This is a genomic window from Dermatophilaceae bacterium Soc4.6, from assembly GCA_039889245.1.
Taxonomy (GTDB): Bacteria; Actinomycetota; Actinomycetes; order Actinomycetales; family Dermatophilaceae; genus Lapillicoccus.
Genome location: JAZGVH010000002.1, coordinates 2,712,684 through 2,734,299 on the forward strand (window position 1 = coordinate 2,712,684; position 21,616 = coordinate 2,734,299).

A 21,616-nucleotide genomic window follows, 5' to 3' on the forward strand; every position below is an offset into this window, starting at 1 on the left:
TCAGGCTCCCCCGGCGATCGCCCCGTGCTCGTCGCGCAGCTGACGCTTGAGGATCTTGCCGCTGGGGTTCTTGGGCAGCGCGTCGGCGATGACGACGTACTTCGGCGTCTTGTAGCCGGCGAGCACCGAGCGGGCGTGGTCGATCACCTCGTCCGAGGTCAGCGTCACCCCGGGCCTGGGCACGACGACGGCGGTGACCGCCTCGATCCAGCGGGGGTGGCTGACCGCGAAGACGGCGACCTCGGCGACGCCGGGCAGGGAGTAGATCGCCTCCTCGACCTCGCGGCTGGCGACGTTCTCTCCGCCGGTCTTGATCATGTCCTTCTTGCGGTCGACGACGTAGAGCCGCCCCTCGTCGTCGACGTAGCCGAGGTCGCCCGAGTGGAACCACCCACCCCGGAAGGCCTCGGCGGTCTTCGCGTCGTCGCGGTAGTAGCCGATCGTCGCGTGCGGTGAGCGGTGCACGATCTCCCCGACCGTGCCCGCGGGCACCGGTCGGTCGTCGTCGTCGACGATGCGGGTCTCGACGTTGAGCGCTGCCCGCCCGGCCGACCCGGCGTGCGAGAGCTGCTCGTCGGGCCGCAGGATCGTCGCCAGCGGCGCCATCTCGGTCTGGCCGTAGAAGTTCCACAGCTGCAGCTGGGGCAACCGGCGCAGGATCTCGTGCAGCACCTCGACCGGCATCGCGGCCGCGCCGTAGTAGCCCTTCCGCAGCGACGACAGGTCGGCGGCGTCGAAGTCGGGGTGGCGCAGCAGCCCGATCCACACCGTCGGTGGGGCGAAGAACTTCGTCACCTTGTGCTGCGCGATCGCCCGCAGGATCGTCGCCGGGTCAGGCCCGGGCAGCAGGATGCTCGTCGCCCCGAGGTAGACGTCGACGCCGAGGAAGCAGTCGAGCTGGGCGCAGTGGTACATCGGCAGCGTGTGCAGCTCGACGTCGTCGCCGCTCATCCCGCCGTCGACCGCGCACGAGACGTACTGCCACATCAGGGCCCGGCTCGTCAGCAGCGCACCCTTGGGCCGCGACTCGGTGCCGGAGGTGAACATCATGCGTACGGGGTCGTCGACGACGACAGCCCGCACCTCGAGATCGCCTCTGCCCGTGCAGAGTTCGCCTTCGGTCACGCCGACAACGACGGCTCGATGCCGCCCGAGGCGGTCGCCACCCTCGGCGAGACGATCGCCGCAAGCGGCCTCACCGCCCTCAACGAGGTGTATGAAGGCGCCGCCCACGGCTACTCGATGGCCGACACCTCGATGTACGACGCCGCCGCCGCGGAGCGCAGCTTCGTGACACTGGAAGCCCTCTTCGCCCGCACCCTGCGGTGAGGGCTGCGCGCCGGTTTTTCCGGTCGTCCCAAGATCGCCGCGGTCTCAACGCGCGGCATACGGCACAGACCTGTTAGTCTTCCCGCGGTTGCAGTTCATTCCTCGCACGTCGAAGACCGGCCCGCCACTCGCGGGCCTTTTTTTTGGTGGGTTACCAGCACGAGCTCGCTCGCTGCTGTGGGACCGAGTTGCAGCTGGGTCAGCACACAGAGGGTTGGCCCATCGCTCACACGAAAGAGATACACATCCCATGGCACAAGGCACCGTGAAGTGGTTCAACGCTGAGAAGGGCTTCGGCTTCATCGCCCAGGACGGCGGCGGCCCGGACGTGTTCGTCCACTACTCCGCCATCGAGACCAACGGTTACCGTTCGCTCGACGAGGCCCAGCGCGTCGAGTTCGAGGTCACCCAGGGCCCCAAGGGCCCCCAGGCCGAGAAGGTCCGCGCGGTCTGAGACCACGCGGTCGATCCTGTGAAGGATCACCCCTGACATGACGTCAGCGACGCCCCCCGACCCATTGGGTCGGGGGGCGTCGTCGTGCCGCACCCATGGGGTCGGGGTGTGGTCAGCGTGTAGCGCCCTTCGCTGCCGTAGCCGGAGTAGCCCGTCCGGAGCGACTCGTCCTGCCCGGCACCCTGCACCGTGACGGAGGAGGGGCCGGCCGCGAGCGGCACCGACGAGGCGCCGAGGTTGAGGCGCCGAGGTTGCCGCCGGGGTGGCCGAGACGGTGAGGGTGCCACCCGGGTGGTTGACGCGGAAGGCGCCGAGATCCGTGCTGCTGGCGATGACGTCGCCCTGCTCGGCCGGGCCGAAGGTCGACGCAGAGCCGTCGGTGCCGGACGAGCGCCTTCGGCCAGATCTTCCTCACGCACCGGGCCACGCAGGGAGCGCCCGACCCCATGAGGGGATCGGGCGCTCGTACCGGCCGGTGCATCGGCCGGGGGGAAGGGCCTGCGGTGGTCAGAGCACCCCGAGGCGGCTCTTGAGGCCGTCGAGCTCGACCTGGAGCTGGGTCGGGAGGTCGTCACCGAACTTGGCGAACCACTCCTCGATCTGCGGGATCTCGGCCTTCCACTCGTCCTCGTCGACCGCGAGGGCGGCGGTGATGGCCTCCGGCGTCATGTCCAGCCCCTCCACGTCGAGCGACTCGGGGGTGGGGACGTGACCGATGGCGGTCTCGACCGCGGCCGCCTTGCCCTCCATGCGCTCGATGGCCCACTTGAGGACGCGAGCGTTCTCGCCGAAGCCCGGCCACAGGAACCCGCCCTCCTCGTCCCGACGGAACCAGTTGACGTAGAAGATCTTCGGCAGCTTGGTCGCGTCGGCGTCCTTGCCGAGGTTGACCCAGTGCTGGAAGTAGTCGCCGGCGTTGTAGCCGATGAAGGGCAGCATGGCCATGGGGTCGCGACGCACCACGCCGACCGCGCCGGTGGCGGCGGCCGTCGTCTCGGACGAGAGGGTGGCGCCCATGAAGGTGCCGTGGATCCAGTCGCGGGACTCGGTCACGAGCGGCACCGTCGTCTTGCGACGACCGCCGAAGAAGATGGCCGAGATCGGCACGCCGTTGGGGTCGTCGTACTCGTCGGCGAGGATGGGGCACTGCTCGATCGGCGTGCAGTAGCGGCTGTTGGCGTGGCTGCTCGGCTCGTCGGAGTGGGGCGTCCAGGGCTCGCCCTTCCACGAGGTGGCGTGGTCGGGCATGTTCTCCAGGCCCTCCCACCAGACGTCGCCGTCGGGGGTGAGGGCGACGTTGGTGAAGACGGAGTTGCCCTTGGCGATGGTGCGCATCGCGTTGGGGTTGGTGTGCTCGTTGGTGCCGGGGGCGACGCCGAAGAAGCCGAACTCGGGGTTGACGGCATACAGGCGGCCGTCCTTGCCGAAGCGCATCCAGGCGATGTCGTCGCCGAGGGTCTCGACCTTCCAGCCCGGGATGGTCGGCGCGAGCATCGCGAGGTTGGTCTTGCCGCAGGCGCTCGGGAAGGCGGCGGCGACGAAGTAGGTCTGCTGCTCGGGCGAGGTGAGCTTGAGGATGAGCATGTGCTCGGCCAGCCAGCCGTCGTCGCGGGCCATGACCGAGGCGATGCGCAGGGCGTAGCACTTCTTGCCGAGCAGGGCGTTGCCGCCGTAGCCCGAGCCGAAGGACCAGATCATGCGCTCCTCGGGGAACTGCACGATGTACTTCGTGTCGTTGCACGGCCACGAGACGTCGGCCTGGCCCGGCTGCAGCGGGGCGCCGAGGGAGTGCAGGGCCGGCACGTAGTCGGCCTCGAGCTCCTCGATGCGGCGCAGCACGTTGACACCGGTGCGGGCCATGACGCGCATCGACACGACGACGTACTCGCTGTCGGTGATCTCGACGCCGAACATGGGGGCGTCGGCGTTGAGGTGACCCATGACGAAGGGCACGACATACATGGTGCGGCCGGTCATGCAGCCGGCGTAGAGCCCGCGCATGAGGGTCTTCATCTCGTCGGGCTGCATCCAGTTGTTGGTGGGGCCGCAGTCCTTCTCGTCGACCGAGCAGATGTAGGTGCGGTCCTCGACGCGGGCGACGTCGGTGGGGTCGGACGCGGCGTGGAACGAGTTGGGCTTGATGCTCTCGTTGAGCCGGGTGAAGGTGCCGGCGGCGACGAGCTTGTCGGTCAGGCGGGTCCACTCCTGCTGCGACCCGGTGACCCACACGACGTCGTCGGGGGTGGTCAGGGCAGCGACCTCGTCGACCCAGGCCTGCAGCCGGGCGTGGGTGGTGCCGCCGGCGGGCTTGTCGGTCTCGGCGGTCTCGGTGGTCGTGCTCGTGTTGCCGGTGTCGGTCGTCATCGCAGTGTGCCGTTCCCTTTCGCCCCGGACGCCGTCGGCGTCGGGCCTGCTCCGTTGTCGCGGTCGCGGCGCCCGGGGGTGGAGTGTCCACATCGTGGGCGCCGATCCGGTCAAGGTACGCCCGCGCCGACCGCTGGCGAGGGGACAGAGGGACTCCTCACTCGTGAATCAAGTCACAACCGCCGTGTGGTCGAGGGATGACAACGTTGACCAGCAAGAAGTTGCAGAAAGACGGCGAAAACCGTTGCTAGTAGCGGGTCGTGGGGCGACGGGGCCGCCTGCCGTCGGCGGCCACCCCGTGCGTATGCCGGGTGCCGGCTCGGCGTGTCGAAACCGATTTCGCTGCAGCCGGGCGCTCCGGGTAGTCTTACCCGTCGTTGCCCTGGACGTTGTCGGGGGTGGCGAGATCACCAGCGCCCGTAGCTCAACGGATAGAGCATCTGACTACGGATCAGAAGGTTGGGGGTTCGAATCCCTCCGGGCGCACTCTGTGTTGAGACAGACCTGTGGGGCCCTGACCAGCGGAAACGCTGATCAGGGCCTTACTCGTTCGCCGGGTCCGGTGGGGTCGTCGGAGGGGCTCTGGGCCCAAGAATGGGCCCAACAATGGAGACCGGGGTGCTCCGGACGGGTGGGGAGACTGGTGGTGTGCCCTCGGGTGTCCACTGGACGGGCCTCCCGGGGCGTAAAACAGGTATGGAGACCTTCACCGCCGACCGCCGACCCTTCGACCTCTTCACCGACCGATCCGCCGACCCGACCCCGCTGCTGCCGCTGCTCCTGACGCTGACCGAGGTCGCGGCGCACCTGCGCTGCACCCGCCGCTCCGTCGAGCGGCAGGTCGCCGGCGGCCACCTGCACGTCGTCCACGTCGGGCGCGCCGTCCGGGTCGAGCGGCGCGAGCTCGACCGCTACCTCGCCGCCCTACGCGACCTCGAGCTGGGCGGCGCTGCGCTCGGTGGCGCTGCCATGGGCGGCGTCCGGGGCGGCGCGGGTGGTGGCGATGCCGGGTAGGCGCCGCCTGGTCGCGGAGGAGACCACGTCGACGCGCTACCGCGGCGCCGACGGCCGCTGGCACGGCCGGGTGACGATGGGCACCCGGCTCGACGGCCGCCCCGACCGGCGACACGTCTCGCGCAAGACCAAGGCCGAGCTCGACCAGGCCGTCCGGGCGCTCGAACGGGCTCGCGACCGGGGGCAGTACGCCTGGACCGAGGCCGACCCCACCCTGGGCCAGTGGCTCGAGCACTGGCTCGAGAACGTCATCCCCACGGCGATCCGGTGGAAGACCCTGTCGACCTACCGCAGCCAGATGCGGCTGCACGTCATCCCCGCCCTCGGGCCCATGCGCCTGAGCGACGTGCGCGCTGAGGTCCTCGAGCAGCACTACCGCCGGATGCTCGACGCCGGCCGCTCCCCGGCCCTGGTCCACGCCGTCCACCGGGTGCTGCGCTCCGCCCTCAACGAGGCCGTCCGCCGACAACGCCTCATCGCCAACCCCGCGACCATCGCCCGGCCACCCCGGGTGCCTCACACGGAGGTCGAGCCCCTGACCCGCGAGGAGTGCCTGGCGATCCTCGCCGCCGCGCGCACCCGCCGCAATGCCGCCCGCTGGTCCGTCGCCCTGGCCATGGGCCTGCGGCAGGGCGAGGCCCTGGGCATCAAGTGGTCCGACATCGACCTCACCGCCGGGACGCTGCGGATCCGCCGCGCCGTCCAGCGCCGCACCTACGACCACGGCTGCCGGGCCGAGGGGTCACGAGAGCCGACCTGCGGGCGCCGCCGAGGCGCCGACTGCCCCTCGCGGCGCAACGGCGGTATCCAGCTGGTCGAGACCAAAACCAACGCGTCGAGACGCACCATCGCCCTGTCGCCCCAGCTCGTCGACGAGCTGCGCACCCACCGCCGCCGTCAGGCCGAGGAACGACTCGCCGCTGGCGAGCTCTGGTCCGACCAGGACCTCACCTTCCCCGACGAGCTCGGCCGACCCACGGACCCTGCCACCGACCGCCGCGAGTGGAAGTCCCTGCTGCAGCAGGCCGGCGTCCGCGACGCCCGCCTGCACGACGCCCGCCACACCGCCGCCACCCTCCTGCTCGTCCAGGGCGTCGACCTGCGCACCCTGATGTCCATCATGGGCTGGACCGAGATGGGCACCGCCCAACGGTATTCACACGCCGTCGACGAGCTGAGGGTCGAGGCCGCCCGCCGCATCGGTTCCGCCCTGTGGCCCACCGTCAGTACAGAGTCCGCACTCACCGTCCACTGAGCTTGGCCGCAAGGGGAGACGGATGCGCGAAAGCACGATCTCCGGCGGGGCGGCCGCACCTGGTGCTTGTCTCGGGGGAGCCGGCGCCAGGGCCGCGCACCTGCCGATGAGCGGGTGCGTCCTTCCGCCCAGATAGGGCGCCGTCAATCGCCCGGCGAGTTACGCGGCACCTGGGGGTCCTGATCGCTTTCCTGCATGGCCATGATCGCTGCCTCGAGCAGGCTGATCATCCCGGGTAGATCGTCGACCGAAGTCGCCACCAGTGTCGCTATGTCGATGTCCCAGTAGCCATGGACGATGCGGTTGCGCAGCCTGGTCGCGGCCCGCCAGGCGATGTCCGGGTGGGACTCCCGTGTGGCGGTGGAAACCTGGCTCGCCGCCTCTCCCAGGACCGTGACGTGCCACAGCAGCGCTGAGCGCCGCAACGCGTCGGAGGCAACCTCCTCCACTGCGCGAGTGCCGACGATGTCCCGTGCCGCGACGGCGGCGTCCCGCATCTCACGCAGCAGAAGAAGCTCACGCCGCATAGAGCGGCTGCACGTCGGCCAGAACCTGTTCGCGCAGGTACTTGTTGATGGACGTCCTCGCGACCAGGTCAACCGGACGACCGAAGAGCGCACTCAGTTCGTCTTCGAGCTCGAACAGGCGGAAGCCCAGGCGCGCTTCTGGCTTCAGGACGTAGAGCAGGTCGACGTCGCTCTCAGGTCGCTGCTCACCGCGGGCGATCGAACCGAAGACCTCCAATGACGCAACCCCGTAGCGCTCGCACACCTCGCGCAAGCCCTCCCGGTCGACGTCCACCTCCAGCACCTGACCAGACTAACGGAGGTCGGCAGTTACTGGTCGCGTCGAACTCGCCCTGTCCCCTTCCGCCGCGAGAGCGGCCGTCCCACTTCGCCGCGATTGACTCGCCCGTGGACTCGCAGGCGGAGTTACCTTGGGCGGGAGAGCCGCAGCCAGATCTGGTTGGCGGTGTCGCGCTGGGCGGATTCACCAGGTCGGTGACCCGGTTGGGGCCTGTGCCCCGGGACCCTGCGAAGCGCAAGGCGCGCCAGTCCTACCGGACTTATCTGAGCTGAGATAAGGGGGCCGCTGTCTTCAAGACACCCTAACGCTTGCGATTGCGCGATCTTTTCGAAAGGGCCTGCAGAGGTCTCGCTGTTAATTACAGGCCGATTTGGCAATGACTTGGCACACGAGGCGGAACCTGATCGAGCCACCGAGTCCGCTCCCGCCGCCAGCAACGTCAATGGTGTTGACGCCCAGGACCTTACCTTTGCGGTCAAGTAGCGGGCCCCCGGAGTTGCCATGATTGATGAGTGCAGAGGTCTGGTACCAGTCTTGTGTGACTCGAGAAATGATTCCGGTAGTTATCGTGCCTTCGAGACCGAATGGAGAGCCGATGGCGGCAACCGGGTCGCCCACTGCTGCTGAGGAGCCAACCTCCAAGGGCACAAGTTTTGGCTTGATATACAAGATTGCGAGATCGTTGGATACGTCGTATTCGCCCAAGCTACCCGCAAACTTCGTATCGGCTTGCGAGACGTAGGCATCCGGGCTGCCCAACAGCGTGCATTCGTCGACGACATGCTCATTTGTGAGTATGGCCGTCTGGTAGCCGCTTGGAAGGTCGGCCTTGATGGCGAACCCCGATCCAAGAACTGAGCCGCAGTGCACGGTGACGATCGAAGGAGTGGCCTGGTCGGCCACGCTCTTCGGATCGAGAGCGGCCGCGGTCGCCTCCTGCTGAGCCTTGGCGGCCTTGCCCGCCTCGGTGTTGGCCTTGCTGGCTTCGCTGTTGGCTTTCGATGCGGACTTGTTGGCGCTGATCGCGTCGTTCCCGGCTGCCTTAGCCGCGGCTTCTGCTCCTGCGACACGCTTCTGGACGGTCCCGACGTCCGTCTGCAGGTTGGTGACCGAGGTCGCCTGCTGGCCAAGGGCGACCGTCAGCCGTGAGATCTTCTCCTCGCTCTGCCGCTGCTGCACCAGGCTGTAGCCCAGCGCTGCAGCGTTGATCAACAAGAGCACGACACCAGCCGACACAGCTATCCGCCAACGACCGAGCCCCGCCGAAGAGGGACAGCCTTCCGGCACCGAGACGGTATGAACAGTGTCTGGCGCGACAACCGGTCCGTGTGGATAGTTGCTCACAAAGGTCCTTAGGGTCGAAATGGGGCCTGATCTACGGCCGTGCTCACCAGATCGTGGCACGTCTTCCCGCCCAGGACGACGGCATCCGTTGAATCAACCACGATCGCAGCGGTATCTCCTACACCGAGGCGAAGTAGCCGCGGTCCGCCACCCGTCGCACCACAGCCACCCGAACGACAGCGCGAGCAAACCAGATTCACCGGGTAAAGTCCGTGCCCAGCCCGGCACCCACCCTCCAGCTTCGAGGGCCACGGCGAACAACCGAGCAGCGGATGGCGACGCGCGCGCGGCCACGACCCTCAACGAGTCGCTGTGTGTCTATCCGCCGCGAGAGCGGCTGTCCCACACCGGCCGCGAGAGCGGCCGCCCCACACCGCCGCGAGCAGTACTTTTACATCGCGGCCGTTGCCGTCACCTGGGTCGGTAGGCGTCGCGCCGATGCTCGATACGGAGGACCACGACTTCCCGTTTGACCTCGTTGACCCGGTAGAGCACTCGGTAGGTGCCTCGGCGTGCGGCGAGGATGCCCTCGAGGTCGCCGCGCAGCTGTTTGCCCACTCGCTGGGGATTGTCGACGAGGGCGCCAGTGAGGAACTCGATGACGGCCGCCGACACTCCCTCGGGCAGGCCAGACTGGATGGCCCGGGTCGCTGGAGGGGTCAGGACCAGCTCGTAGTTGTTGTCGCTCACGACCGCAGAGCGCGCACGGCCTCGGAACCGCGAACGACGTCACCGGCGGCATAGGCCGCGTCGGCTTCGCGGATGTCGCCTAGGGCGTCGGGATCACTCAGGACCGCGAGCGTCTCTTCCAGTTCCTCCAGGTCGGCTGGGCTGATGATCACGGCGACTGGACGCCCGTTGCGTGTCACCGTGACGCGCTCGTGCTCGTGCTCGACGCGGTCCACGACCTCGCTGAAGTGGTTACGGACGTCGCGCAGGGGCTCAACAGACATGGGCACAATTGTGGCGCCCGCCGAGCCTGGGCGCAAGGGCTGTCACCGCCCTGTCCTCGGCATGAGTGCGGGGAGCTGCCAGCCAAGGCACACCGCCGCGAGAGCGGCTGTCCCCCTTTCGACCAACTGTCGACGAGGCCGGTCTGCGAGCCAGGGTTCGTCCCGGCATCTCGTCACAGCGTCCCCACGCCCACTCCGGCGTTGGTATAGGACCGCCGAAGGTAGCGTGTCCGAATGAGCGACGATTCGGTGCGGCAGCGGATGGACTCGTACTTGCAAAAGCAGGCTGACCAGCCGTTCGGCGCCGTCGAACTCGTGTCCGGACGAACTCTCGCTCCGTTCAGCAGGGCTGGGTTGACCGCAGCGGAGAACCTGTTGACGAAAGCCGAGCGTGCTCTGGCCGCTGGCGATCGGGAACGCGCCACCCACCTGATCGGCCGGGCCACGGCGCTCAATTACGACGATCACGAGGAGACGACGCCGGCTGCCTTCGCGGCCAGCGTGATGCTGTTCGGCGCCGTGACCGATGCGTTGGAGCGCAGCAACATGGGTGACTCGCGCTGGCTGGGAGCCGCAGTCACGGCCTTGTCCTCCGCGACCGGGTGGGGCCAGTCAGAACTGCGGCGCGCACTGGTTGTCATTCGTCAGGACTATGAAGTGGAGGCGGAGGAGAGCCGCACCATCAGGGACGCCGTGGTTGACGTGCCCGAACGCGCCGAACTACGCGACGTCGTACTGCCACCAGAAGAACTTGCCGAGGCGGTCGCGTCCGTACTGCAGATCCTGCAGACCTATCGGGCGGCGCTCAACGCGAGTGGAAGGTGAAACCCCTTTCCGGCGGGCGCGGGCGCCGGTGCCGATCAACAACGCCTCGTCGATCGCACGGAGAACCGTCACCGTTCAGCAGGCCGGTGGTGACGTGCACGTCGAGCAGTTATCAATCATCGTCGAGGGCAGCGGCACCCACGTCGGCATGGTGTTCCACGTCTTCTCGGTGGTGGATTGGCTCATCACTGAGTTAGGTTCGGGGCTATCGCAATGACCGCGGCCTCCCCGCTGGCTGAGTGCGACTATCCGACCTGCCGCGTTAAGGGCGTCCACCTTCCGGTCATGCCCGCGTCGGGGGCGGCCACGCTCGCCGAACCGTCCCACAGACCCGAGTGAGAGCGCGTCCTTCCCGCGGGTGCGGCCGTCCCACTCTGCCGCAGGTGCGGCCGTTCACCGCCGCAATCGGTCAAAAGGTATGGCGCCTCAACCGCACGCGTCCTCATCGCTGCCGCCACGCGGCGGCCCGCCACGCGGGACAGGTCGATCCTTGCCTCAGGGTTGGCCCGGAGGCTCCGCAGCTGAGGGCGCACCCCACAACCATGCCAGCACGATGGCAGCCATCCTGGCTGGGACTCGACCCTACGCACGACCCGACCCACGGTCCGCCACCGCAGAGGGCTCATCGGTTCCGGACCACCCTCGCCGGCAGGTGTTCGACGTCGACCTGCCCAGGCCGCCAGGCGATCCCCGGGATCGAGCGCAACGGCGCGAACGGGTCGGTCGCGCGCGCCCAGGCGACCGCGAGGCTTTCCGCGATCAACCCTGCCGCCTCCGGGTGGGCCCGGGTAGCGAGCCGACGCAACTCGTCGACGTCGGTGAGCTTGACCGTAACCGTCCAGCTGACGGTGCCCCGGTCAACTGACTCTCCCACGACCTCGCTGTCCAGCGACAGGACCCTGAAGGCCCCCCTCTCCAGCGGCCCGTCCATACCGGTGGTAGGCCAGATCAGCCAGCCCACTGCGTCGAACGCTGTGCCGGCAGCCGCCACGTCAGAGGACCCTGGCTCGGTGCCCTCGACGTCAGGATCGACGCGAAGCCCGATCGTCACCGCGTTCCCTGCGGCCTGCGCCACGGCTTCCTGCAGTGCCCCCGCGTCGATGACGGTGATCTCCGCGGTAACGGTGCAAGCCCACGTCTCCCGGTTCCTCCCCCGCAGCGACCGATCGGCCGCAGTGCCCAGCCGCTCGCCGTCGGGCAGGTCGAAGAGCCCGGGCTGGTTGGCATCCATGCCGACCGACCCTATGCCTATCCCCGGCACCCCAACCGATGGTCAGCCGGTGCGTCTAACCGCCGCCTGTGGGCGATGGGATGTTGACCGGATCTGCGAAGAGGGAGCGAGTGTTGCCCGCGCCGGATGGACATGCGGGACGTTGATCGGCGGGCATCCCTCATCGATGCTGCGATGGACGCGCCCCCTCCGGGCAGCCCCCAGACATATGGACAGTCGGTGTGATGTGGAGGACGCTTCTCGTGGTCCGTGGTCCGTGGTCCGTGGTTCGTGGTCCTATCGGAGGTCAGTGGCATGGCTGTTCGCACCGAGCGCAGTGACAAGTGGGTGAGGGCCTTCGTCGGCGACACGACGGTCGTGGACAGCCGGGAGCCGCTGCTGTTCTACGAGGAGACGTTCCCCGTCCCGGGGTACGCCTTCGCCAGGGCGGACGTACGCACGGATCTCCTGCGTCCGGCTGAGGGCGAGCCGCCGCGGGAGCCGTTCTTCTTCCTGCCCAAGGGCCCGGTCTCCCACTGGTTCGACCTCGAGGCCGGGGGGCGCCTCATCCCTCACGTTGCCTGGACCCGAGACGATCCCGATCTGCAGGATCGTTTCGTGTTCAGCTGGCAACCCGGGCTCATCGACCGGTGGATGGAAGAAGAAGAGGAGGTGAACGTCCATCCACGAGACCCGCGTAAGCGGGTCGAAGCCCTGGCGAGCACCCGTCACGTCACGGTCGCCCTCGACGGCGTCGTCCTGGCCGACAGCTCTGCTCCCGTCCTGCTGTTCGAGACCGACCTGCCGACCCGCTATTACCTCCCCCGAGAGGACGTCCGCCTCGAAGCCCTGTCCCCGAGCACGAACCGCAGCCGCTGTCCCTACAAGGGTGAAGCGGACCACTACTGGGACGCCACCGGATCCGTCGAGGCGAAGAACGTGGCGTGGTCGTACACGTCACCGCTCCCGGCCGTCGAGAAGGTGGCAGGCCGTATCGCGTTCTACAACGAACTCGTCGACATCACCGTCGACGGCATCATCCAGCAGCGCCCGGTCTCGCCCTTCAGCGCTGCCGCGAACAGACCCGGCTCGTAGCATCGGGGCACCGCCCGGACCTACTGCCAGTCGGACGTTGAGCAAGGTGCCCCTCTTCGCCGCGTAGGGACCACCCTTTCCGCGGCATGAGCGGACTTCTGCTGGTTCCAGGTGCTACATCCCGTACTCGACGCTGTAGGCGCTGCCCAACTCGCTTTGGAGGCGCTCGGTCATCGCCGCGAGAGCGGCCGTCCCACATCGCCGCGAGAGCGGCCGTCCCACATCGCCGCGAGAGCGGCCGTCCCACATCGCCTGGCGGCCGTGCTGTCAGTGGCAGGGAACGAAGGCACCCATCCTCGTGACTCCGGAGAGAGTGATAGTTCGCTGCCTTAGCGAAGTTTTTGATCTGCCGTACTATTAGCATCATGGACCCCGAGCGCCTACGGCGTCTCTGCGGTGGTGCGTTGAGCGAGATCGGCGCCGACGTCGACTTCGAGGTGGTCGGCCCGACCGATCACCCCGACACCTTCGACGCACGCCTCGACGGTTAGCCGGTCGTGGCGGTCTGGCTCGGTGTCGGGTGGCCGCGCCAGGCCGAGGCGCTGCTGGCGCGCGCCCACCCGCCGGACCTCGTCGCCGCCCCGGAGCTGTCGCCCGGAGCGCGCGATCGCCTTACTGCGGCTGGGGTCTCGTGGTTCGACGAGACGGGTGCGGCGCGGATCGTCACTCCCCGGCTGCGCGTGCTGGTCGACACCCGCCGGGCCGCACCGAAGCCGCCACGAAAGAACCTCGGCTGGACGCCGGCGACCCTGGCCGTCTGCGAGGCGCTTCTGCTGGGCGCCGAAGGGACGGTCGCGCGGGTGAGCGAGCGGACGGGTCTCGCCGCCTCGACCGTGTCCACGTCGTTGAAGTTCCTCCAGACGGAGCACCTCCTCAGTGCTGAGGCCCAGCGCGGGCGTCACGCCCGGCGGGTCGTTGACGACGGGGACCAGCTGCTCGATGCCTACGCCGCGGCCGCCGCCCGGCTGCGCAGCCCGCAGTCGGTCCGCGTCGGCGTGCTCTGGCGCGACCCCCATCGGGGGGCCGCACAGCTCGGCGCGCAGTGGGAGAAGCAGGGGACGCGGTGGAGTGCGACCAGTGCTCTGGCCGCCGATGTCCTGGCCCCGCTCCTGACCGACGTGGTGCCCCTGGAGATCTACGTCCAAGCCCAGAGTCTGGCCGACCTGCGTCAGGTCGCCCGACAAGCGGGTCTCTCCGAGGCTGCGGGCGGGAGGCTTGTCCTGCGCCCGTTCCCGACGCCCGCGCAGGATTCGCTCAGTGACGTGGTCTCGGGTGTGCGGGTGATGCCGTGGCCCCGGGTCTACGCCGACCTGCGCAGCACCGGGGTCCGCGGGGAAGAAGCAGCCGAGCACCTGCGCGCCCACCGGCCGATGGAGCCCGCAGATGCCTGAGGAGCCAGAGCGCACCACCCGCGCGCGCCGGGCGGCCGAGCTGGCCCTCGTGCGGGTGTGCCACCACTACGGCGGGACCCCGAACTTCGTCCTGCTCGGCGGCCTCGTACCGCAGCTGCTGTGCGCCGACTCGGGCATGGTGCACGCCGGCACCACCGACGTCGATGTGCAGGTCGACCTCGAGATCGCTGCGGGCGCCGACAACGCCCCGCGACTGGAGACGGCCCTGCGCAACGCCGACTTCTCGCCCGACAGCGGTCAGGTGTGGCGCTGGGAGACGGTCCAGGGCGGCACCTACCGGGCCGTCATCAAGTTCGAGCTGCTGGCCGACCTCGACAGCGCCCGCCAGGGCGACAACGTCCTGTTCACCAGCACCTCCGCCCTCGGGGCGGTGAACCTGCGGGGCACGGGCTACGCGGCACGGGACCACACCGTGCGCACGCTTGTGGCCTACGACCAGGGCGCGCGACGCGTCGCCGACGTCCACGTCACGGGCCTGGCGGGGTTCCTGCTGGCCAAGACCGCGGCGGCTACGGGCGACACAAGGCCAAGGACTACTACGACATCGCCTTCGTGCTGCTGCACCACGACGAGATCGACGAGCTCGGCTCGGGCGCAACGGAATCGCCCGCCGAGGTGGTGCTACGCGGCTCGGAGCGCCCGTCGAGCTGCGAACGGCGCTCGAGGATCTACGCGCCAACTTCGCCGACGACGACGCCTAAGGGACGACCGCGTACGTCGACCAGCACGGGCTCAACCACCCCGAGACCGATGCGGCCACCGCCGCGACCGACGCGCAGCTGGCGGTCGAGGCGTTTGCCGGTGCAATCCTCGAGGCCATTGCCCAGCGCGCCGGATCGCCCTCTACGGAATCGCCGATCGTGGGCCCAACACTGGGCCTAGACGCCTCGAATCGAGGGTCTTGTGTAACGATCCGACAACGAACGACAAAGGACGACAGGATCCGTCATTGCGCCCCTGACCTGCGACGATGCGCGATTTCGCCGCTACTCGGGTCGTGCGAGGGCGGATCCTGACGGGCTCGGGGCCCGGCTACGGATCAGAAGGTTGGGGGTTCGAATCCCTTCGGGCGCACTCTGTGTTGAGACAGACTTGTGGGGCCCTGACCAGCGGAGACGCTGGCCAGGGCCTTACTCGTCCCCGGGGTCCGTCGAGGCCGGAGGAGGGTTCCTGGGCCAAGAATGGGTTCAACAATGGAACCTGGGGTGCTGCGGTCGGGTCGGGCCTGGTGGTGTGCCCCAGTCGCGTCGAGCCCCCGTCAGGGGATCTGGTGTGCCTTCGGGTGTCCACTGGACGGGCCTTGCGAGGGGCAGCAGGACCACACGTCTGCCCGCCGAAGGGGGAAGGATCTCGTGGTGATCGCCGCCTCGTTGATGTTGCTCGCCGGGTTCGGCCTCATCGCGCTCGGGCTCGTGCAGCACACCATGTACGACATTGGCGCTGTGGTCGTGGTGATCGCCGCTGTCGGCCTCGCTGTCCGGACGGTCGACGTCGTCAGATGGCTGCGGCACTGACGTCGGCCCACGTGGCTGCCGCGGGTCGTCACGCCGGATCCCGCGAGGTGGAGCGACCCTCCGCCGTTGCCTCGGCCTGTGCCCGCGCACGTTGGGGTTGCACCACGTAGCGGGGGTCGCGGGTGGACTCGACGCCGGCGGCGAAGATGCCGAAGCGGGTGCACAACGAGGCCGCGACGAGGGCGGCCCCGCCGATACGTCCCAGCACTGGCGCCCGATGACCGGCCACGGCCAAAGCCGACCCGGCCAGGGTCAGTGCCTTGGCACCCTTCATGAGCGTGCCGGCCCGACCCTTGCGGTAGCACTCGTCGGCCAGCCCCGCGGCGCCGTGCATCCGGTGGGTGGCTACCGTCTCCGCGACCGCACCGATCAGGGCGAGCCGTCGCGCGGGTCCACTCTCGCTGGTGGGCGCCAGCAGGAGACCGAGGCCGCCCGCTGCGCTGGCCGCGGACCCGACGAAGACGAAGGGCAGCTCGCAGTGCGGCTCGTGCCACGCCGGTACGGCCGTGTCGCCGATCAGTACCGCGGTGTAGGCCGCCACGACCGGGCCGAGGAGCGCCGTGCCGGCAGTGGTCGCGGGTGCGGCCCAGGGCATCCACCCCGTGAGCTCGATCCCCGCGCCCGCCAGCGCCATCGGGGCGTACCCGGTGAGCACCCACGTGCCGACGCTCATCGGTGAGGTCGGCTTGGCCACGCGCAACATGTTGATGAAGCGGGCGGGGCGACCCAGGTCGTGGACGAGGGCGGCGAGCGAGAGGGAGATGGCACCGGCAGCACCCAGACGGGCCACGCGCGCCAGCCCCGGCAGCTTGGCGAATGCTGCCCCCGCGGCCAGGACCGAGGACCCTCCGGCCAGGCCGCCGAGGAACAGGTACCCGGCGATGTCGGTGGCCGACCAGGTCGGCTCCTGGAGGATGGGGCGACCGTAGTAGGACTCGAAGGAGGCCTCGGGCACCATGAGGTTCTCGCCCCGTCTGCGGCGACGGCGCTCGGTCACCCCGGTCACCTCGACCGCCCCCACACGGCGGCGACCCCGGCCAGCGCGAGACCCGCTGCCGCGGCTGCGGCGTGCGCCCACATCCGTGGCAGGTCCCGCGTGGTCACCACAGGGTCCGGTGGCAACCCGTACACCTCCGGTTCGTCGAGCAGCAGGAAGAACGCCCCCGCCCCGCCCACTCCGTCCTCGGGGTCATTGCCGTACAGCCGGGCCTCGGGCACCCCCGATCCGTGCAGCACCTCGACACGCTTCCCGGCCCGCTCCCGCAGCTCGTCGAGGTCGCCGAACTGGATGGACTGGGTCGGGCAGGCCTTGGCGCAGGCTGGCTCCTGGCCCACCGAGAGACGGTCGTAGCACAGGGTGCACTTGAAGACGCGGCCGTCGTCCTCACGCTGTGCGATGACGCCGTACGGGCAGGCGGACACGCAGTAGCCGCAGCCGTTGCACACGTCCTCCTGCACGATGACAGTGCCGAACTCCGTGCGGACCAGTGCCCCAGTCGGGCACACGTCCAGGCACGCCGCGTGCGTGCAGTGCTTGCACACGTCCGACGACATCAGCCAACGCACCCCTGACGTCGCAAAGGCGGTCCCCTGGTCCGGGAGGTCCCCGTCTGCGGGCGCGGCGGGGGCGGGTCCGATCCCGGGCATGCCCAACGGCACGGGGGCTAGTACCGGGGCGGCCTGCTCGATGAACGCCACATGGCGCCAGGTGTCGGCGCTCAGCCCACCCGTGTTGTCGTAGGACATACCGGTGAACGTCAGGCCGTCCTCGGGGACGGCGTTCCACTCCTTGCAGGCCACCTCGCACGCCTTGCAGCCGATGCACACACTGGTGTCGGTGAAGAAGCCCTTGCGAGGGGTCCCCCCTGTCCAGCCCGCGTCCGCGGCAACGTCGGGCTCGGGCCCGCTCAACCGGTTCACGAGGGCATCCCGGTGTGCTCGGTGACACCGGCTCTGCGCCGGTACTCCCCGACGTAGGCGCGCAGTGCGGGGCCGCGCAGGCGTCGCCCAGGCTGGATGTCAGCGGTCAACGCCTTGACCTCCTCGATGTGGGCGGTGGGGTCCAATGTGATCGACGTCAGGTCGTTCACCGCGTCTCCCGTCGCCATCCCATTGCCTCCCCAGTGGTAGGGCAGACCGATCTGGTGCACCTGTTGCTCACCCACCGAGAGCGGGGCCATCCGGTCGGTGACCAGGACCCGTGCCTCGATGGCCGACCGGGCCGTGACGACAGTCGCCCACCCCCCGTTCTCCAGCCCACGCAACCGGGCCAGCTCCGGCGAGACCTCGCAGAACAACTCGGGCTGCAGCTCGGCCAGATACGGCGTCCACCGGCTCATCCCCCCTGCGGTGAAGTGCTCGGTCAGCCGGTACGTCGTCACCACGAAGGGGTAGACGTCGGCACCCGGCTCGGTGCCGCTGGGCTGGAACCGGTTGTCTGGGTGGCGGATCAGCCCCCGGACCGGGCTGCGGTCGACAGGGTAGAGCGGGTTGGCCATTGGGGATTCCTGCGGCTCGTAGTGCGTGGGCAGCGGTCCGTCGGTGACCCCGGACGGCGCGAACAGCCACCCACGACCATCGGCCTGCATGATGAACGGCTCGGTGCCCGACAGTCCATCCGGCCCCGTTCCGCCCTCGGGCGGTTCGTAGTCGGGCCGCTTGTCAGCGACGAAGTCAGGCACGTCGTGACCGGTCCACGAACCCTGGTCCTCATCCCACCAGACCAGCGCCTTACGCTCACTCCACGGGCGACCATCGGGGTCGGCCGAGGCCCGGTTGTACAGGACCCGACGGTTGGCCGGCCAGGCCCACCCCCAGTCCGGACCCAACCAGTTCTGCTCGTCGCGGTGTCGGCGCCGCTTCGCGTGGTTCTGCCCGTCCGCGAAGACACCGGCGTAGATCCAGCAGCCGCAGCTGGTGCTGCCGTCTCCGGCGAGCTCGGTATAGGAGCCGATGGGAGCTCCGTCGGCGCCATGACCGTTGATCTCGCGGAGGACGGACTCCGCGCTGGGCTCGGCCGTCGGCCCGCTCGTGGGGTAGTCCCAGGTCAGGTCGAGGACGGGGCGGTCCATCTCGTCCTCGCTGCCCGCGAGCAGGGCTCGCACCCGCTGACCCAGGTGGTAGATGAACCACAGGTCGCTGCGCTGCTCGTCCGCGGGCTCGACCGCTTTGGAGTGCCACTGAAGCAGGCGGTTGGTGTTGGTGAAGGTGCCCTCCTTCTCGGTGTGAGCAGCCGCGGGGAAGAAGAAAACCTCGGTGGCGATGTCCTCGGTGCGGCGCTCACCACTGGAGATCTCGGGTCCGTCCTTCCAGAAGGTGGCGCTCTCGATGAGGGAGAAGTCCCGCACGACCAGCCAGTCGAGGTTGGCCAGGCCGAGGCGCTGCATCCGGGCGTTGGCCGAGCCGACAGCGGGGTTCTCCCCCATGAGGAAGTAGCCACGACAACGGCCCTCGATCTGCTCCACCACGGTCTCGTAGGTGCTGTGCGAGCCGGTGATGCGCGGTAGGTAGTCGAAGCAGAAGTCGTTCTCGACCGTCGCCGCGTCACCCCAGTAGGCCTTCATCAGGCTCACCATGTAGGCGCGCATGTTCGCCCAGAATCCGCGCTGGGCGGAGTCCGCTGCGATATAGGATTCGAGGTCCTCGTGCTGGTGGGCGTGCGGCATCGGCAGGTACCCCGGGAGCAGGTCGAACAGCGTGGGGATGTCGCTCGATCCCTGGATGCTCGCATGTCCGCGCAGCGCCATGACCCCGCCCCCGGGTCGTCCCACGTTGCCCAGCAGTAGCTGCAGCACACCGGCGGCGCGGATGTTCTGCGATCCCGTGGTGTGCTGGGTCCACCCCACGGCATAGGCGAACGCACTCGTGCGGTCGCGTCCGCTGTTGCTCACAAGCGCGTTGGCTACCTGGGCCAGCAGCTGCGGCGGGACGCCGCACACCCGCTCGACCATCTCGGGGGTGTAGCGCGAATAGTGCCGACGAAGCGTCTGCCACACCGTGCGAGGATCCTGCAGCGTCGCGTCACGCTCCGGGTCACCGTGCGGGCCGGGTCCGCCCGAGCCGTGCGACTCCCCGTGACCGGACCGCTGGACCGACTCCTGATAGTCCGCGTCGCGGGCCCCCGATGCCGCCGCGACCTCCATCCCCCGGTACTGCCAGGTGGCATCGTCGTACGAGCGACCGTCCTCGCTCAGCCCGGAGAAGATGCCGTCGAGGTCCTCGGTGTCCTGGAAGTCCTCCCGCAGCAACGTGGAGGCATTGGTGTATGCCGTGACATAGTCGTGGAACCACAGGTCATTCTCGATGACGTGGTGGATCAGGCCGCCCAAGAAGGCGATGTCGGTGCCGGCCCGGATGGGCACGTGCAGGTCGGCCACCGCGCTGGTGCGGGTGAACCGGGGGTCGACGTGGATGATCACGGCACCGCGGGCCTTGGCCTCCATGACCCACTGGAACCCCACGGGGTGCGCCTCGGCGAAGTTGGACCCCTGGATGACGATGCAGTCGGCGTTCTGCAGGTCCTGCAGGCACGTCGTCGACCCCCCACGCCCGAAGGTGGTGCCCAATCCGACGACGGTCGAGCTGTGGCATATCCGCGCCTGGTTCTCGACCTGAACGACGCCGAGCGCTGTGAACAACTTCTTGATCAGGTAGTTCTCCTCGTTGTCGAGTGTGGCGCCGCCCAGGCTGGCCACTCCCATCGTGCGACGCACCCGCGCCCCGTCCTGCTCCCACTGCCAGCCCTCGCGCCGAGTCTGCACCAGCCGCTGCGCGACCAGGTCGAGCGCCTCGTCCAGAGGCAGCCGCTCCCACGTCGTCGCGTGCGGCCTCCGGTGCAGGACGAAGTGCTCGCGGGCACTACCCGTGGTCAGCTGCAGCGTGGCAGAACCCTTGGGGCACAGCCGGCCCCGGCTGATCGGGGACCCGGGGTCACCCTCGATCTGCACCACCTTCTCGTCCTTGACGTACACCTGCTGACCACAGCCCACGGCGCAGTAGGGGCACACGGAGTCCACGACCCGGTCAGCCGTCGCCGTGCGGGGCCGCAACGACGCCGTCGTCGAGGAAACCACGGCGGCACCCCGTCCCAGCGGATCCCCCCCGGTCAACTGCCGGTAAACCGGCCACTGCAACCACGGTCCAGATCCCATGAGGTGCTCCTCCCGCCCCAAGGCGCCGACGGCGCCGCCGTTCGCTGACAAACCGCAATCTCCCAGGATCACGCAACCCACCGCAAGGGCTTCAGCCCATCTTGAGGGCTGTCTCAGCGAGGTCTCAGGCGCGGTCTCGCCGGATGGATGCGTTGACCAAGGGCTCTTCGGGGCACCAGCTCGGCGAGGGGGCTAACGTCAGAGAGCGTCCCCTCTAGAATGTGGCGCCGAAGGGAGATGATGCCCAGGCCGGGGAATGAGCCGATGAAGAAGGCGATTCTCCAGCCCATGTCCTGCCCGGAGCGACCGCATCGACATCGGGGTCGGCTCGCGGACGGACATTGACAGGAGTCACGATGGGGGTTGACGATCCGGGGTAGTCGCCAGGTGCCACCAGGTGCGACAGCGCCACTGCTCGTACTCCTGGGGCTGGACGAGGGCTGGACGTCAACACGCCCCGGATCAGCCCAGGTGAAAGATCGTGGCGCTGTGGCGACCGCCGATCCGAGAGGTCCCGAGGAGCAGACAGTGACCGAGGAAGACGCCAGCCAGACGCAGCGGGAGTGCCGTGAACGCACCCTGCAAGAGATCATCGACGCCATGGTGCGGGCCAAGCAGGACCGCTCGGTCGATGATGTCGCGGGTGACCTTCGGCAACGGATCGCCGAGAGCGGATTACCAGCGAAGCCCAATTCGTGGCTCCAAGCAGTCGCCGACGGCGTCGTGCGGGGGGATGCCTACGTCGTGTCCGCAGACACCCTCCGGACCATGGACATCCCGCCGCCGGCGACCCGTGAGCATCCCCACAGCATCACGTAGCACCCGTCTGGCGACCGACGCCTGGCTGATGACCCGTAGTCCGCAGACGCGTGTCGGGTTGTGAGTGCGCC

Annotated in this window: 22 protein-coding genes and 1 tRNA gene; 12 read left to right on the plus strand and 11 right to left on the minus strand. The window is 68.9% G+C overall.

Features of this window, described 5'->3' with window-relative positions:
• Positions 1 to 1,083, minus strand: a complete 1,083-nt coding sequence (locus V3N99_12580; GenBank protein ID MEO3937578.1) for an AMP-binding protein — start codon at positions 1,081 to 1,083, stop codon at positions 1 to 3.
• Between the two features lie 6 nt (positions 1,084 to 1,089).
• Here V3N99_12580 and V3N99_12585 point away from each other — a divergent pair, with 6 nt between their 5' ends.
• The gene (locus V3N99_12585) at positions 1,090 to 1,329 is read left to right on the plus strand and encodes a dienelactone hydrolase family protein (GenBank protein MEO3937579.1); all 240 of its coding nucleotides are present in this window, start codon (positions 1,090 to 1,092) and stop codon (positions 1,327 to 1,329) included.
• Positions 1,330 to 1,579: 250 nt separating this feature from the next.
• A complete protein-coding gene (locus V3N99_12590) occupies positions 1,580 to 1,783 on the plus strand; it encodes a cold-shock protein (GenBank protein ID MEO3937580.1) in 204 nt (67 codons plus the stop codon).
• A 507-nt stretch (positions 1,784 to 2,290) separates the two neighbouring features.
• Here V3N99_12590 and V3N99_12595 read toward each other — a convergent pair.
• Positions 2,291 to 4,147 (minus strand): phosphoenolpyruvate carboxykinase (GTP), encoded by a 1,857-nt coding sequence (locus tag V3N99_12595; protein MEO3937581.1) that lies wholly within the window; start codon positions 4,145 to 4,147, stop codon positions 2,291 to 2,293.
• A gap of 413 nt (positions 4,148 to 4,560) precedes the next feature.
• Here V3N99_12595 and V3N99_12600 point away from each other — a divergent pair.
• The 3 genes from V3N99_12600 to V3N99_12610 all read left to right on the plus strand — a co-directional run bounded on the left by V3N99_12600 (position 4,561) and on the right by V3N99_12610 (position 6,416).
• A tRNA-Arg gene (locus tag V3N99_12600) sits at positions 4,561 to 4,633 on the plus strand.
• 210 nt (positions 4,634 to 4,843) lie between these two features.
• The gene (locus V3N99_12605; GenBank protein ID MEO3937582.1) at positions 4,844 to 5,161 is read left to right on the plus strand and encodes a helix-turn-helix domain-containing protein; all 318 of its coding nucleotides are present in this window, start codon (positions 4,844 to 4,846) and stop codon (positions 5,159 to 5,161) included.
• Positions 5,151 to 6,416, plus strand: coding sequence for a tyrosine-type recombinase/integrase (locus V3N99_12610; protein ID MEO3937583.1), 1,266 nt, complete (start codon positions 5,151 to 5,153; stop codon positions 6,414 to 6,416). The genes V3N99_12605 and V3N99_12610 overlap by 11 nt, the downstream gene beginning before the upstream one ends.
• 143 nt (positions 6,417 to 6,559) lie before the next feature.
• Here the strand turns inward: V3N99_12610 and V3N99_12615 are convergent, their stop codons facing one another.
• The 5 genes from V3N99_12615 to V3N99_12635 all read right to left on the minus strand — a co-directional run bounded on the left by V3N99_12615 (position 6,560) and on the right by V3N99_12635 (position 9,520).
• Positions 6,560 to 6,913: a HepT-like ribonuclease domain-containing protein gene (locus V3N99_12615; GenBank protein ID MEO3937584.1), complete on the minus strand. Its 354-nt coding sequence runs from the start codon at positions 6,911 to 6,913 to the stop codon at positions 6,560 to 6,562.
• 19 nt (positions 6,914 to 6,932) lie between these two features.
• Entirely contained in the window at positions 6,933 to 7,226 is a 294-nt protein-coding gene (locus tag V3N99_12620) for a nucleotidyltransferase family protein (GenBank protein MEO3937585.1), read from the minus strand.
• A 351-nt stretch (positions 7,227 to 7,577) separates the two neighbouring features.
• On the minus strand, positions 7,578 to 8,444 hold the full coding sequence (locus V3N99_12625; protein MEO3937586.1) for a trypsin-like peptidase domain-containing protein: 867 nt from the start codon (positions 8,442 to 8,444) through the stop codon (positions 7,578 to 7,580).
• Between the two features lie 534 nt (positions 8,445 to 8,978).
• Positions 8,979 to 9,257, minus strand: a complete 279-nt coding sequence (locus V3N99_12630) for a type II toxin-antitoxin system RelE/ParE family toxin (protein MEO3937587.1) — start codon at positions 9,255 to 9,257, stop codon at positions 8,979 to 8,981.
• Positions 9,254 to 9,520: a type II toxin-antitoxin system Phd/YefM family antitoxin gene (locus tag V3N99_12635; GenBank protein MEO3937588.1), complete on the minus strand. Its 267-nt coding sequence runs from the start codon at positions 9,518 to 9,520 to the stop codon at positions 9,254 to 9,256. The genes V3N99_12630 and V3N99_12635 overlap by 4 nt, the downstream gene beginning before the upstream one ends.
• A 234-nt stretch (positions 9,521 to 9,754) precedes the next feature.
• Between V3N99_12635 and V3N99_12640 the strand changes: the two genes are divergently transcribed.
• Together V3N99_12640 and V3N99_12645 are read left to right on the plus strand one after the other, a co-directional pair.
• Complete coding sequence (locus V3N99_12640) at positions 9,755 to 10,345, plus strand: hypothetical protein (protein ID MEO3937589.1); 591 nt, start codon at positions 9,755 to 9,757, stop codon at positions 10,343 to 10,345.
• A gap of 28 nt (positions 10,346 to 10,373) precedes the next feature.
• Positions 10,374 to 10,562 carry a hypothetical protein gene (locus V3N99_12645; protein MEO3937590.1) on the plus strand — a complete coding sequence of 63 codons (189 nt, stop codon included), beginning with the start codon at positions 10,374 to 10,376 and terminating at the stop codon, positions 10,560 to 10,562.
• 405 nt (positions 10,563 to 10,967) lie between these two features.
• On the opposite strand, the gene V3N99_12650 is transcribed toward V3N99_12645, so the two are convergent.
• Positions 10,968 to 11,576: a hypothetical protein gene (locus V3N99_12650; protein MEO3937591.1), complete on the minus strand. Its 609-nt coding sequence runs from the start codon at positions 11,574 to 11,576 to the stop codon at positions 10,968 to 10,970.
• Positions 11,577 to 11,870: 294 nt separating this feature from the next.
• On the opposite strand from V3N99_12650, the gene V3N99_12655 reads away from it, so the two are divergent.
• The 4 genes from V3N99_12655 to V3N99_12670 all read left to right on the plus strand — a co-directional run bounded on the left by V3N99_12655 (position 11,871) and on the right by V3N99_12670 (position 15,576).
• Positions 11,871 to 12,650 (plus strand): DUF427 domain-containing protein, encoded by a 780-nt coding sequence (locus tag V3N99_12655; protein MEO3937592.1) that lies wholly within the window; start codon positions 11,871 to 11,873, stop codon positions 12,648 to 12,650.
• Between the two features lie 365 nt (positions 12,651 to 13,015).
• The gene (locus tag V3N99_12660; GenBank protein ID MEO3937593.1) at positions 13,016 to 13,141 is read left to right on the plus strand and encodes a hypothetical protein; all 126 of its coding nucleotides are present in this window, start codon (positions 13,016 to 13,018) and stop codon (positions 13,139 to 13,141) included.
• A 6-nt stretch (positions 13,142 to 13,147) separates the two neighbouring features.
• A complete protein-coding gene (locus V3N99_12665; GenBank protein ID MEO3937594.1) occupies positions 13,148 to 14,041 on the plus strand; it encodes a hypothetical protein in 894 nt (297 codons plus the stop codon).
• A 1,376-nt stretch (positions 14,042 to 15,417) separates the two neighbouring features.
• The gene (locus V3N99_12670; protein MEO3937595.1) at positions 15,418 to 15,576 is read left to right on the plus strand and encodes a hypothetical protein; all 159 of its coding nucleotides are present in this window, start codon (positions 15,418 to 15,420) and stop codon (positions 15,574 to 15,576) included.
• 28 nt (positions 15,577 to 15,604) lie between these two features.
• Here the strand turns inward: V3N99_12670 and nrfD are convergent, their stop codons facing one another.
• Genes nrfD through fdh form a run of 3 tightly spaced genes read right to left on the minus strand, consistent with a single transcriptional unit; the run spans position 15,605 to position 20,726 of the window.
• Complete coding sequence (nrfD, locus tag V3N99_12675; GenBank protein ID MEO3937596.1) at positions 15,605 to 16,573, minus strand: NrfD/PsrC family molybdoenzyme membrane anchor subunit; 969 nt, start codon at positions 16,571 to 16,573, stop codon at positions 15,605 to 15,607.
• 5 nt (positions 16,574 to 16,578) lie between these two features.
• Positions 16,579 to 17,496: a 4Fe-4S dicluster domain-containing protein gene (locus V3N99_12680; protein MEO3937597.1), complete on the minus strand. Its 918-nt coding sequence runs from the start codon at positions 17,494 to 17,496 to the stop codon at positions 16,579 to 16,581.
• Positions 17,493 to 20,726 carry a formate dehydrogenase gene (fdh, locus tag V3N99_12685; GenBank protein ID MEO3937598.1) on the minus strand — a complete coding sequence of 1,078 codons (3,234 nt, stop codon included), beginning with the start codon at positions 20,724 to 20,726 and terminating at the stop codon, positions 17,493 to 17,495. The genes V3N99_12680 and fdh overlap by 4 nt, the downstream gene beginning before the upstream one ends.
• Before the next feature lie 528 nt (positions 20,727 to 21,254).
• Between fdh and V3N99_12690 the strand changes: the two genes are divergently transcribed.
• Positions 21,255 to 21,545: a hypothetical protein gene (locus V3N99_12690; protein ID MEO3937599.1), complete on the plus strand. Its 291-nt coding sequence runs from the start codon at positions 21,255 to 21,257 to the stop codon at positions 21,543 to 21,545.
• The last annotated feature ends 71 nt before the right edge of the window (positions 21,546 to 21,616 follow it).

Excerpts from the sequence above, each read along its gene's own strand:
- V3N99_12590 (MEO3937580.1), top strand. The coding sequence starts at position 1,580 with ATGGCACAAGGCACCGTGAAGTGGTTCAACGCTGAGAAGGGCTTCGGC.
- V3N99_12595 (MEO3937581.1), bottom strand. The coding sequence starts at position 4,147 with ATGACGACCGACACCGGCAACACGAGCACGACCACCGAGACCGCCGAG.
- V3N99_12605 (MEO3937582.1), top strand. The coding sequence starts at position 4,844 with ATGGAGACCTTCACCGCCGACCGCCGACCCTTCGACCTCTTCACCGAC.
- V3N99_12610 (MEO3937583.1), top strand. The coding sequence starts at position 5,151 with ATGCCGGGTAGGCGCCGCCTGGTCGCGGAGGAGACCACGTCGACGCGC.
- V3N99_12615 (MEO3937584.1), bottom strand. The coding sequence starts at position 6,913 with ATGCGGGACGCCGCCGTCGCGGCACGGGACATCGTCGGCACTCGCGCA.
- V3N99_12635 (MEO3937588.1), bottom strand. The coding sequence starts at position 9,520 with ATGTCTGTTGAGCCCCTGCGCGACGTCCGTAACCACTTCAGCGAGGTC.
- V3N99_12640 (MEO3937589.1), top strand. The coding sequence starts at position 9,755 with ATGAGCGACGATTCGGTGCGGCAGCGGATGGACTCGTACTTGCAAAAG.
- V3N99_12650 (MEO3937591.1), bottom strand. The coding sequence starts at position 11,576 with ATGGATGCCAACCAGCCCGGGCTCTTCGACCTGCCCGACGGCGAGCGG.
- V3N99_12655 (MEO3937592.1), top strand. The coding sequence starts at position 11,871 with ATGGCTGTTCGCACCGAGCGCAGTGACAAGTGGGTGAGGGCCTTCGTC.
- V3N99_12660 (MEO3937593.1), top strand. The coding sequence starts at position 13,016 with ATGGACCCCGAGCGCCTACGGCGTCTCTGCGGTGGTGCGTTGAGCGAG.
- fdh (MEO3937598.1), bottom strand. The coding sequence starts at position 20,726 with ATGGGATCTGGACCGTGGTTGCAGTGGCCGGTTTACCGGCAGTTGACC.